General features: G+C 65.8%; 7 protein-coding genes. 1 reads left to right on the forward strand and 6 read right to left on the reverse strand.

Going from position 1 to position 12,812, the window contains the following annotated elements:
* The first annotated feature begins 214 nt into the window (after nt 1–214).
* Nucleotides 215–712 carry a peptidylprolyl isomerase gene (locus tag ACWEO2_RS12125; protein ID WP_452405322.1) on the forward strand — a complete coding sequence of 166 codons (498 nt, stop codon included), beginning with the start codon at nt 215–217 and terminating at the stop codon, nt 710–712.
* A gap of 82 nt (nt 713–794) precedes the next feature.
* Here the strand turns inward: ACWEO2_RS12125 and ACWEO2_RS12130 are convergent, their stop codons facing one another.
* From ACWEO2_RS12130 to ACWEO2_RS12155, 6 genes are all read right to left on the reverse strand, one after another.
* Nucleotides 795–2,339 carry an acyl-CoA carboxylase subunit beta gene (locus ACWEO2_RS12130; RefSeq protein WP_452405323.1) on the reverse strand — a complete coding sequence of 515 codons (1,545 nt, stop codon included), beginning with the start codon at nt 2,337–2,339 and terminating at the stop codon, nt 795–797.
* A gap of 23 nt (nt 2,340–2,362) precedes the next feature.
* Nucleotides 2,363–7,792, reverse strand: a complete 5,430-nt coding sequence (gene pks13, locus ACWEO2_RS12135; protein WP_452405324.1) for a polyketide synthase Pks13 — start codon at nt 7,790–7,792, stop codon at nt 2,363–2,365.
* A gap of 143 nt (nt 7,793–7,935) precedes the next feature.
* Nucleotides 7,936–9,852, reverse strand: a complete 1,917-nt coding sequence (fadD32, locus tag ACWEO2_RS12140; RefSeq protein WP_452405325.1) for a long-chain-fatty-acid--AMP ligase FadD32 — start codon at nt 9,850–9,852, stop codon at nt 7,936–7,938.
* A gap of 191 nt (nt 9,853–10,043) precedes the next feature.
* On the reverse strand, nt 10,044–11,087 hold the full coding sequence (locus tag ACWEO2_RS12145; protein ID WP_354959971.1) for an LLM class F420-dependent oxidoreductase: 1,044 nt from the start codon (nt 11,085–11,087) through the stop codon (nt 10,044–10,046).
* A gap of 187 nt (nt 11,088–11,274) precedes the next feature.
* A complete protein-coding gene (locus ACWEO2_RS12150; protein WP_452405434.1) occupies nt 11,275–12,270 on the reverse strand; it encodes a cutinase family protein in 996 nt (331 codons plus the stop codon).
* Entirely contained in the window at nt 12,261–12,788 is a 528-nt protein-coding gene (locus ACWEO2_RS12155; protein WP_452405326.1) for a DUF732 domain-containing protein, read from the reverse strand. The genes ACWEO2_RS12150 and ACWEO2_RS12155 overlap by 10 nt, the downstream gene beginning before the upstream one ends.
* Between the last annotated feature and the right edge of the window lie 24 nt (nt 12,789–12,812).

The raw sequence follows: 12,812 nt of genomic DNA on the forward strand, positions 1-12,812 counted from the left end.
ACGGGCGCTGGCTGCGCACAAGTTGCGTGCAGCTCCCAGCAACTTCTGAGACGACTCCCAGTCGCGCGGCCCGAATCCCCTGTAAAACGCGGGGAATCACGACTCGGAAACGGATTCGTCGGACGATGCGCGGCACGGCGTGGCTAATGGGACGGGACCGAAAAGGTGACCCGAAATGCTGACCGGTAACGGACACGATGGAAAGGTAGGGGGTATGACAAAGGCGAATCTCGAAACCAACTTCGGAACGATCGTGCTCGAGCTCGACGATGCGAAGGCACCTGGCACCGTCGCGAACTTCGTGGATTACGTGAAAGCGGGCCACTACAACGGCACCATCTTCCACCGCGTCATCCCCGGCTTCATGATCCAGGGCGGCGGCTTCACCTCCGATATGAAGCAGAAGGGCACCCAGGCACCGATTCAGAACGAGGCCAACAACGGCCTGAAGAACAACAAGTACACCGTCGCGATGGCCCGCACCAACGACCCGCATTCGGCCACCGCGCAGTTCTTCATCAACGTCTCCGATAACGACTTCCTGAACCACTCCGCGCCGACCCCGCAGGGCTGGGGCTACACGGTCTTCGGCAAGGTCACCGAGGGCTCCGAGGTGGTCGACAAGATCGCCGCGGTCGCCACCGGCTCGGCGGGCATGCACCAGGACGTGCCGCGCGACGCCGTCATCATCGAGTCGGCTGCCATCGCCTGACTTCCGCTGCCACGGACCGGAATCGGGCCCGCAACCCCGCGCGGGTTGCGGGCCCGATTCCGTAGTCGAAGTTGCGGCTGTGTCAGAGCGGGAGCAGGTGGTGCTTGCGCGGGTTGCGCGGGAGCTGCTTATCGCGCAGCAGGCGTAGGGCACGCCGCAGCTCGAGGCGGGTGGCCGAGGGTTCGATGACGGCGTCGATATAGCCGCGCTCGGCGGCAACCCATGGGGTCGCCATGGTCGCGTTATAGAAGTCGATCATCTGCTGGCGCACCGCGGCACGCTGGTCCTCCGGCGCCGCCTCGATCTGCCTGCGGCCGATCAGACTGACCGCGCTCTCCGCGCCCATGACCGCGATTCGCGCGGTCGGCCAGGCCAGATTCACATCCGCGCCGAGCTGTTTCGAGCCCATTACCGCGTACCCGCCGCCGTAGGACTTGCGGATCACCACAGTCACCTTGGGCACGGTGGCCTCCACATAGGAGAACAGGAAGCGGCCGCCGCGCTTGATGACGCCGATCTTCTCCTGTTCTACGCCGGGTAGGAATCCCGGTGTGTCCACCACGAATACGAGCGGAATCTCGAACGCGTCGCACATACGCACGAAGTGCGCCGCCTTATCGGAAGCCCTGGCGTCGAGCGCACCGGCATACACCATCGGCTGATTCGCGACCACGCCGACACTGCGCCCGTCGACCCGGGCGAATCCGGTGATGACATTGCGCCCAGCCGCGGCGCCGACCTCGTGGAAATCACCGTCGTCGAAGATGCGCAACAGGATCTCGTACATGTCGTAGGCGGAGTTATCCGAGTCCGGCACAATCGAATTCAGTTCCAGATCCGATTCGGTGAGCTCCGGCTCCAGACCGGGATTCACGACCGGGGGCCGCTCCTGGCAACTGGTCGGCAGGAAGCCCAGATAGCTGCGCACCCATTCGAATGCGGCCTTCTCATCCGGGGCCACGTGATGGATGTTGCCGTACTGCGCTTGACTGTGCGCGCCGCCGAGTTCCTCGAGACTCACGTCCTCGCCGGTGACCTCACGGATCACGGCGGGCCCGGTGACGAACATGTACGCCTCTTCGGTCGCCACCACCACATCGGTATTGATGGGCGCGTAGACCGCACCGCCCGCGCACTTGCCGAGAATCAACGACACCTGCGGCACCATCCCCGACAGCGGCTCGGCGCGACTCCCGAGCTCGGCGTACCAGGCCAACGAGGTCACGGCCTCCTGCACGCGCGCACCGCCGGAATCGTTGATGCCCACCATGGGGCAGCCGACCTTCGCGGCATACTCCATGATGTTGGCGACCTTGCGGCCGAACATCTCACCGACCGAACCGCCATAAACGGTCTGGTCGTGTGAGAACACCGCGATCGGACGCCCTTCGACCAGACCGTGCCCGGTGATCACGCCGTCGCCGTACAGCGCGGACGGATCACCCGACTTACGCACCAGCGCACCGATTTCCACGAAGGTTCCCGGATCCAACAGCATATTGATCCGGTCGCGGGCACTCGGAATTCCCTTCTTCGCCCGCTTCGCCACCCCCGCTTCACCCGCCGGTTCCTGCGCTAATTCCAATCTTTTGCGCAGGTCGGCGAGCTTCCCGGCAGTAGTGCTCACGTGGCCCCTCTCATCAGGCGCCCCTACGGGGCAATTACGGCAAGTTTCGCGGTGAGGTCGGCTCCGATCTTTCCGATCCTTGGCTCGTCAACGATCTGGAGATGGTCACCCGGGATATGAATAACCTCTAGGTTCGGAATGTATTCATCCCAACCACCATTCGGTCGCCGGTCCGCGAAACGGGGCTCCAACTCGATCGCGCCATCGTGGTACCGATCGGCCAGATAGAGCACCACGTCGCCCTCATAGCGCGCGGGGCGCAGCTTCTGCAGCGCACGGTTCTCGATCCAGGAAGTGCGCTGGTGTTCGAGCACACCTCCGGGGATCTTGGCTCCGCTGATCTTGACCAGATCGCTGATCATCTTGAATTGATCCTCGTCGTCGGCCAACGCGAGCTCTTCCAACTGCTCTTGCGGGAGTTCGCCTTCGACACCGTAGGTCTTCTTTGCGAATGCCTGGTAGCGCTCGATGCGTCGGATCCGCTCCTCCGGACTGTTGTCCTCCGGCTCGGTCGGTATGGCCAGATCGATCAGACCGACCATGCGCACATCCGCGCCCTCGGCGCGCAGAATATGCGCGACCGCCATCGCGAGCACCGCGCCGAGCGACCAGCCGTACAGCACGTAGGGGCCATCACCCTGGATCTGACGCAGCTGCGGCACGTATTGCTTGGCGCGTTCCTCGATCGCACCATCGGCCCGCTCGATGCCGTACATCGGAGTATCGGCAGGCAGACGCTTCAACAGCGGTTCGTACACCAGGGTGTTGCCACCGGCCGGGTGGAAGACGAAGACCGGCACCGCATTCGAGCCCTCGACGCGCGGCCGCAGCGGGCGAACGAACCCATCGACATCGGCGCCGCTGTCCTGCAGGTTGCGCACGATTTCAGCGAGCTGCTCAATGGTCTCGCAGTCGAGCACATCATCGACGGTGACCTCGGCCTTGATCCGCTCGCTGAGTCGGATCGCCAACTTCTCGGCGACCTCCTCCTCCAGGATCGGCAGGGTATTGAAAATGCCGCCCGCCGACTTGCCGGTGACGATCGCCCAGGTGGCGAAGGTCAACCGCTCGGCGGCATCGCGCGGCGGCACATCGTCCTCGTCGGCACCGGCGGGCTGACCGAAGATCGAAGCGGCAGCCACGGCCTCGGCCCCACCGACCGCGGTGGTGTCCTCGGCGTCCAGCGCGCGATCGATCGCGGCTTCGTCGGCCTCGGCCGCGGCGGCCTGCTCGGGCGTGGCCGGGGCAGGCGCGGCGGTACCAGCGGCAGCACCGGTGATACCGGCAGCAGTCTCGGCTTCAGCGACTATCTGCTCGGCCTCCGCCGCCACCGTGGTGTTCTCGGCACCCAGCGAAACTCCTTCGGCGGCAGCCGCATTCGCCACCACGGCCGCCGGATCCGCGCCAGCCGCGACAGCCGCGCGGGCCGCCGCAATGAATCCGCCGTCGACCGCGATCTCCTCGCCAGCGGCCTGCTTCTCGGCCATCGCCTGCACCTCGTCGCGGTGCTCGATGGCGTAGTGCAGCACCTTGGCGACCTCGTTCAGGTTGGCATCGCGCACGGCCTGGATCTGCAGCTGCGGAATATCGAATTCGTATTCGACCCGGTTCTTGATGCGCATGGCCATCAGCGAATCGAGGCCGAGTTCCATCAGCGGGATCTCCATCGGCAGATCCTCGACCGCATAGCCCATCGACTCGGCGACGATCAGCGCCAGCCGCTCCTCCAGGGTCTGGGTGCCCGCCGGATCCCAACGCTCACCGAAGGTTTCGACAATCTCCAGATCGGCGTCCGCGGTGGTCGCGACCTCGGCAGCGGAAACCGCCTCGGCGACAACGGGTTCGGGCAGCGGCGCACTCGATGCGACGACCGCCTCGAACAGCAGCTGGAAGCTCGCACCCGCACGGGCATGCACCTGCACCGATGCGCCACCCAGATGCGACGTCAGCGTGGTGGTCAGCGTTCCGGCCGTCGGCAGCACCGCATGCGGGACCGATGCGCCGAGCGAGACATCGCTGAGCACCTGTGCCGCAGCGGATTTCACCAGCGCCGCGAGATCGGTGACGGCCGAGGCCGGCACCTCCCACACGTGCCGCCCGTCGGGCAGCGCGACATGCGCACCCGGCACCCGGGCGTTACCGCTGCCGCTGGCCATCTTCGCCTTCGGCCAGTACTGCTTGCGCAGGAATGCGGTACGCGGAATTTCGGCGTACTCGCCAGCGGGCAGCAGCGACGACAGATCGACCCGATGCCCGTGCACATAGAGCTGGGCCAGCGCGGCGATTACGCCCGCCGATTCGTCTTCCTTGCGCTTGAGCGTCGGGATGAGCTGCGCATCGTGCACACCGGCCGCGAACGTCGTCCCCAGCACCTGCATCAGCGCAACGGAATTCGGCGCCAGCTCCACGAAGGTGGTGTGCCCGGTGTCCACCGCGAGCTTCACCGCATTGGTGAAGTACACCGCGTGGCGCATGTTCTTGACCCAGTAGTCCTCATCGTGCACCGGATCGCTGCCGGGACGGTAGAACTCTTCCTTGTTGACGGTCGAGTACAGACCCGTCTTCAGCTTGGTCGGCTCGATACCGGCCAGCTCGGCCGCCAACTCACCCAGCAGCGGATCCATCTGCGAGGTGTGCCCGGCACCGCGGGTCTGCAGCACGCGGGCGAATTTGCCCGCCTGCTCGACCTTCGCCACGATCGCCGCGACCTGATCCTGCGGTCCGCCGATCACCGTATTCGTCGGTGCCGCGTACACCGCGCACTCCACGTCGGGATAGTCGACCAGCATCGCCTCGATATCGGTGGCGCTCAGCTCGACCAGCGCCATATTGCGCACATCGTCATCGCTGATCATCGCCTCGCCCTCGCCCATGAGGCGCGAACGGGCGCAGATCACGCGCACCGCATCCTCGAGCACGAGACCACCGGAGATATAGGCCCCGGCGACCTCACCCATCGAATGACCGACCACCGCATCGGGTTGTGCGCCGTGCGCGCGCAACAGCGCGGCCAGACCGATCTGAATGGTGAAAATGCCGACCTGCGAGGTGCCGACGTTGTAATCCTGGGCGTCGTCCAGGATCATCTCGCGCACCGAATATCCGGCCTCGTCCTGCACCAGCTCGTCGACCTCGTCGACGGCCTTGCGGAAGATCGAATTCTCCAGGTAGAGCTGCTTGCCCATCTTGCGGTGCTGGGCACCGAATCCGGACAGCACCCAGATCGGGCCCTGCGCGGCGGGCGCATCCGCGGTGAACACCCCAGCCGCAGGCTTGCCTGCGGCGATCGCACGCAGCCCGGCGACGGCCTCTTCATGAGTCTTGGCGATGACCACGCCGCGCGAACGCCAATGGCTGCGCTTGGCCAGTGAGCGCGCAACATCCTCGAGCGGAGTGTTACGGCCTTCAGCGGTCTCCAGCCAGTCGGCCAGCTCGGTTGCGGCGCGGCGGCGGCGCGAAGGCAGGTAGGCCGACACAGCAAGGATCACTGGCAGCGGTTCGGCCCGCTCGCTCGACCATTCCGCAACGGCCGCTACGTCTCCCGCAACCTGCTCGGCACTCTTCGCAACGATCTCATCGGCCTCGGTGACCACATCTGTGGTCTCAATATCCGCGTCGGTCGTTTCACTCTGGTCTGCCGATTCGTCGGCCTCGGTGACAAGTTCCGCGGTCTCGTCTGCTGAGCCGACAGTCTCGTTCCGCTCAGCCCCAGCCGGTGTCGGCTGCTTGTATTCCTGGATGACAACGTGGGCATTGGTGCCACCGAAACCGAAGCCGGAAACACCGATGGTCGCGGTGCCGCTGTAGCGCGGGAACTCCGTCGGCTCATCGACGACCTTCAGGTGAGCCTGCTCGAATGGGATGTACGGGTTCGGCCCGACATAGTTGACGTTTGGCGGCAGTACGTTGTTCTGCAGTGCCATGACCACCTTGGCCAAGCTGGCAGCGCCGGCACCGGACTCCAAGTGACCGAAGTTCGTCTTCGCCGAGCCGAGCAGCGCGGGCTTATCGTCGTCGCGACCGCGGCCGACCACCCGGCCGAGGGCGTCCGCCTCGATCGGGTCACCGAGCAGCGTGCCGGTACCGTGCGCCTCGATGTAGTCGACCGTGGACGGCGCAATGCCTGCGTCACGGTAGGCACGGCGCAGCACGTCGGCCTGGGCATCCGGGTTCGGTGCCACGATGCCGTTGGACCGGCCATCGGAGTTGACCGCCGAGCCCTTGATCACCGCGAGAATGCAATCACCGTCACGTTCAGCATCGGCCAGCCGCTTGAGCACCACCAGACCGGCGCCCTCGGACCGGGCAATGCCGTCGGCATCGGAGGAGAACGCCTTGATACGGCCGTTCTTCGCTAAAGCGCCGATCGAGTCGAAGCCGAGGGTGATCGCTGGCGCGAGCAACATGTTCACCCCGCCAGCAAGGGCCAGGTCGGCGTCACCGTAACGCAGCGCGCGCACAGCCTGGTGCACCGCGACCAGCGTGGACGAGCAGGCAGTGTCGACAGCGACCGAGGGGCCACGGAAGTCATAGAAGTAGGAGATCCGGTTGGCGATGATGGCTGAGGATCCACCGGTCAGCGCATACGCATCGGCCGAAGCAGGCGCAGTCGGATCAGACTCACCCAATCCGAGTGCGGTCACCAACTGGAAGTCATTGGTAGAAGTGCCGACGAAAACGCCAACCGACTCGCCCTTGAGCTCGCTCGCGGGAATTCGCGCGTGCTCCAACGCTTCCCAGGTCAGCTCCATCATGAGCCGCTGTTGCGGGTCGACCCGCTCGACCTCGATCGGCGACATCGCGAAGAACTCCGCGTCGAAGTTCTTGATGACGTCTTGGTCGAGGTAGCCGCCAAGTGTATTGCCCTCGGCGACCTTTGCAGCCACCGCCGGATCGGCGGTGAACTCGTCCCACCGTCCCTCGGGCCGCTCCCGGATCGCGTCACCGCGATTGATCAGGAATTCCCAGGTCGACTCGGGGGTATCACCCGCACCGGGCAGCCGCGTCGACAGGCCGACGATCGCGATATCGTGCGCCTCGCCCGGCTGGTATCCGGCCGTGTAGAACGAGTCGTCACCCGACTCCTCCGGCGCCTCCGGCTCACCATTGATGACGACCTCGGCCAGCGACGCGATGGTCGGATGCTGGTAGTAGATCGTCGCGGTCAGCACCACACCGGTCAGCTCTTCGATATCACCGCCGAGGGCGATGGCATCGCGGGAGGCCAGCCCGAACTCCTCCATCGGCCGGTCCACCGTGATCTGCTCGATCGGTTGACCGGTCGCGTCGGAGACCCAGCGCCGCAGCCACTCCCGCAGCTCCGGGACCGACATATCGGTCGTCGCGGCGCCGGGTTTCGCGGCGGACTGCGAAGCGTCAGCGGTATCGATCGCGTCCGCCGCGGCGGGCACGATTTCGGTCGTCTGGGTGGGCGTGCCCTCGTTGTCAGCCATCAATTCCTCAAGCTACCTGTCTGGGTACCGGGCGCGCCGTTGAATTGACGCCTGGCGGGGGAAGGGCCCGCCGCGCGTCCACGATCGGGCCGATCCTGGTGAATCGACCTGCGAGCAGCCGCTACGGCGCCACCCTCGGGCAATTACTCTTCCGGTGCATCGGGGAAGGCCTGCTGGGTGTAACCACCCCGCAGCGTTCCCTCCAGATAAGCAGTCTTGCAGGCGCGTCGCGCGATCTTGCCGCTGGAGGTCCGCGGAATCGACCCGGCGGGTACCAGGAGCACATCGCGCACGGTCACACCGTGGCGCTGGGATACCGCGGCGCGGACCGCGTCCGCGATCGGCAGCGGATCGGCCTTACCGGCGCCCGGCCCGCGCTCGGCAACGATGACGAGCTGTTCGGAGGCGTCATCGGCGTCGAAGCTCAGGCCCGAATGGCTGCCCTGTTCGAACACCTCGACGGGCAGCTGGTTCGCGGGCACCGAGAATGCCGCGACGAAACCGGGCCGCAGCGCCTTCGAGGCCTCCTGCGCGGAGAACTCGAGATCCTGCGGGTAGTGGTTGCGGCCGTCGACGATCACGAGGTCCTTCACCCGGCCCGTGATGTACAGCTCGCCCTCGAAGTAGACGCCGTAGTCGCCGGTGCGCATCCAGTTCGCATCGGCCGCGGTGCCGTCGGTGTGGCTGCCCTCGATAAGACGATGCGTGACCTTGTTGTGGAAGGTGGCCGCGGTCTCGTCCGGGCGACCCCAGTAGCCGATGCCCATATTGTTGCCGTGCAGCCAGATCTCGCCGACCCGGCCGTCGGCCAGTTCGTGTCCGCCGCCGTCGGAGTCGACGGTTTCCGGATCGACAATGGCCGCCCACTGCGACAGCGCCACATAACCGCAGGAGACCTGCGCGATGGAGTTCTCGGCGCCCTGCTCGACCCGGACCATCCGGCCCGCATTGAGCTCGTTGCGGTCGACATAGACGACCTTGGCCTCGTCCTCGGCCTTGGTCGCGGAGACGAACAGCGTCGCCTCGGCCATGCCGTAGCAGGGCTTGATCGCGGTCTTGGGCAGGCCGTACGGTGCGAACGCCTCGTTGAACTTCTTCATCGACGAGGTGGTGACCGGCTCGCTGCCGTTGATCAGGCCGATGACATTCGACAGATCCAGCGACTCGCCGCTCTTCGGCAGACCACGCGCCGCGGCGTGCTCGAATGCGAAGTTCGGTGCGGCGGCGAAGGTTCCGGCACCGTCGTTGTGTGCGGCCAGTTCCTTGATCCAGCGGTACGGGCGGCGCACGAACGCGCTCGGCGACATGATGGTGATGTACTTGCCGCCGACCGCGGGCAGGATCACCGTCAGCAGGCCCATATCGTGGAACAGCGGCAGCCAGGTGACACCGCGCGAGTTCCAGTCCAGGTTGATCGCCTCGACCATCTGCAGCAGGTTGGTGCCGACCGCCCGGTGGGTGATCTCGACGCCGGCCGGTACGCGGGTGGAGCCCGAGGTGTACTGCAGGTAGGCAATATCGTCGACGGCGACATCAGGGCGCACCCAGCTCTCGCCGACACTGTCCGGGATCGCGTCGACCGCGATGATGCGCGGACGCTGTGCGGCGGGCAGCGAGCGGAAGAACTGGCGCACACCGGCCGCGGAGGAGCTCGCGGTCAGAATGGCCGAGGGTTCGCAGTCGCCGAGCACCGCGTGCAGGCGGTCGGTGTGGCCCGGCTCGTCCGGGTCGAACAGCGGAACCGAGATGGTGCCCGCGTAGATCGCGGCGAAGAAGGAGATCACGTAATCCAGGCCCTGCGGGGCCAGGATCGCGACCCGGTCGCCCGGGTTGGTCACCTGCTGCAGTCGAGCGGCCACCGCGCGCAGCCGAACACCGAACTCACGCCACGTCAGCTCCAGCGCCTCACCGTCACGCTCACGCGAGTAATCGATGTAGCGGTACGCGAGCGTGTTCGCGTCGTTGCGGGTGTGCTTCTCGACGTGGTCTACCAGGGTGTGGTCATCGGGAATACGGATGTTCCCGGTCTCATCCAGGTAATCGTCGAAAGTCTCGTCCATTCCTTCATCTCCTCCGAGGCACACGCAGCAAGACGGCGATATCGCCGCTGTTACCTGTGAGGCCCCGACTCGCTATCGCAGCGGGTGCTCTACATGCGAGAGCCAGCCTGCAGATTTTATTGCGGTCTGCGCGGTAGACCGCTATCGGCTAGATGTTCTCAAACCAGAGTCATGTTACAGAGAAGACCGGGTCACTCTCCCCGCAGCAGCGGAATCACGGGCGCGAACGCGTCCATCTGGGTGGGGAACACACCGACATAGGACATCGATGTGAGTTGCCGCACCTGACGGATCTGTTCGGCGATCTCCTCGAATGTGCCGATCGCCACATACGGGGAGGCGAGAATGTCCTCGACCGACAGCTTGACGTCCACCTCGAGGTCGGGGTGCAGACCGCGATCGATCGCGGACAGCGCCATCTCGGCGGTCTTCTCCCGATCGTCGGTAATGACGATCGCGGTGATGGCCCAGTTCAGCTCGATATCGGCGAACCGGTCACCCGCCGCCTCCTTGATCAGGTTCACCTTCTCGATGGTCTTCTCCAAGGTGATGCCGGAGAGCAGACCCTTGCCGTTCTTGGTGGTGACCGGAACGACCGAGATGATGTCGGCGTGCTTGGCGGCCAGGCGCAGCATCTTCGGTCCGCCGCCGCCGGTGCAGATCGGCGGGCGCGGACCCTGGCGCGGCCGTGGCGTGCCCTTGACGCCGTGCACCTGGTAGTACTTGCCCTCGAAGGTGCACTCCTGGCCACGCAGCAGCACATCGAGGATGCTCAGCGTCTCGTCCAGCTTCGCGAGCCGCACGCCCGGCGCCTCGTAGGGCAGACCGGCGGCAAGGAACTCGTCCTGCTTCCAGCCTGCGCCGATGCCGACCTCGAGGCGGCCCTTGGACAGCACATCGATGGTGGCCAGATCCTTGGCCAGCACCACGGGATGCCGGAAGCCATTGGCCAGCACCGAGGTTCCCAGCCGGATCCGCTCGGTGGCCTGGGTCAGCGCACCGAGCGCGGCGATCGGGCCGATCTGGTCACCCAGATGATCCGGCACGACAAAGGTGTCGAAGCCGTACTCCTCGGCCTGCTGCGCCGTCTGGATGAACTTGCGGGCCCCGCCCTCTTGCTTATTTCCCTCGCCCGCCGCCGCGAAGCGGAAGGATCGCAGAGGAGTGCCCAGTGCGGTCAACTCAGCATCCGCTTCACGGCTCGCCGTGGTGGCCGGTGCGGCGGCTTCTGTCATGAACTCATGCTCCTGGCTGTAAGGAAATGTGGGCGCGACGCGAGGCCACACGTGCCCACGCTTCTGGGGGCAGTTGCCTGCGTCGCGATCATCAGGCGCACTTTACAGCGTGCGACGGAACTCCAGTGCGGTTGTCGCAGCACCACGCGTGCGAACACCGGTCCGAGCGCACGTTTGCTGTGCGATCTCACGAATGCGCCGGATGCGGCGCCCCCTCGATCAACCCATTGGCCCAGCTCACCGTCCACTGCGTCGCGGTGGTGCCATTACCGTCGACCACGTAGCCGTTGTACAGACTGTGCACCGGGTTGCCCACCGCGCGCACCAGGGTCAGCACACTGCCCACGATGTTCAGGGGGCTCAACGCGTCTCGGGGTGAATCGCAGATCATGTCGCCCGGCGCGCAGATGGTGTACGTGCGGTCGGCGAGCGAACCGAACCCACCCGAGCGCGCACCGGTCATCGTGATGCCGGGAACCTTCAATCCATTGAGCGCGACTTCCGCGCCGACACCCGCTGGCGCCGTGCCGACCTGGATGGCCTGGCCGGTTCCACCGTCACCGGTGCGGCGGCCGTCGGCGATCAGCGTCACGCCGAGCACCTTATCCGCGGGTACCGGTCCATTGCCTGCGCCGATCTGGTTGGCGATATCGCCCGCGATCACCGCGCCCTGGGAGAACCCGGCGATCACGTACGTGGTCAGCGGACAGTCGCGATACCGACTCGCCATCATGTCGATCGTGCGCTGCCAACCCTCGGAGCGGCTGTTGTTGTACGACTGCTGGCCGTCCGGCGGGATCGCGATCGGATTGGAGAACTGCGCGACATACGGGGTGGTGTAGACGTCCACCCGCCCCTGCGGGAACTGCTGCGATAGCGGCCCCGAAACATTGAGCATCAGCGAGATCGGATTCGCCGTCGGATTGTGCGGATCGTCATTGCTGTTCGATTCCCAGGTCCCGGGCACCGAGATCATCTGCACATCGGGACACCAGGCCGGTTGCGAGGTTGGCGGTGCGGGCGGCGGCTTCGGACCCGGCTTGGGCGGGCGCAGTCGCCCGGCCAGTACGAACCACAGCACCACCGCGATGATGACGACGAGCACGACCAGCCCGATGAAGAGCAGGCACCCCACCGGTTTCCCGGACCGGCGGGACGCCGAACCGCGCGCACTCACTGGCAGTACGTCGCCTTAGCCGTATCGATGTAGATCCTTCCGGCCTTCTCCACCGGCATCTTCGCCGGATCGAAGGACGGATCCGACCCGGCCATCGCGGAGACGAAGGTCATCAGATCCTGGTCGGAGGCATTCGCCGCGACGCCCTGGCAGACGTAGGCGCCGATGCTCAGCGCGATATCGGGTGACGCGGTGGTGACGCCAGCGGCCTTCAGCGCGTCCAGGAACTTCTTGTCCTTGTCGGTGAGCTTGGAGCTGTCCTCGGTCGGGACGGCATTGGTCGGGACCGGCTGCGGGCGCTCGGGCGTCGCCGTCTCGACGGTCGTCTGCGCGGGCTCGGGGGCCTGCGGCTGTCCGGTCGCACCAGCGCTGGTCGGGGCGGCGGTCGGCGACGCGGCCGTCGTGGTGTGGGACATCGTCGGCGTACTCGTCGCCGTCGAATCGTTATTGCCGCAGGCAGCGAGCAAGCCGGTAGCGGCGATCCCCACGACTACGCCGATAACCTTTCCACGGGTCCGATGCATGAATTCGTGTCCTCGATCTGTTCG

The organism is Nocardia sp. NPDC004278 (assembly GCF_053602975.1).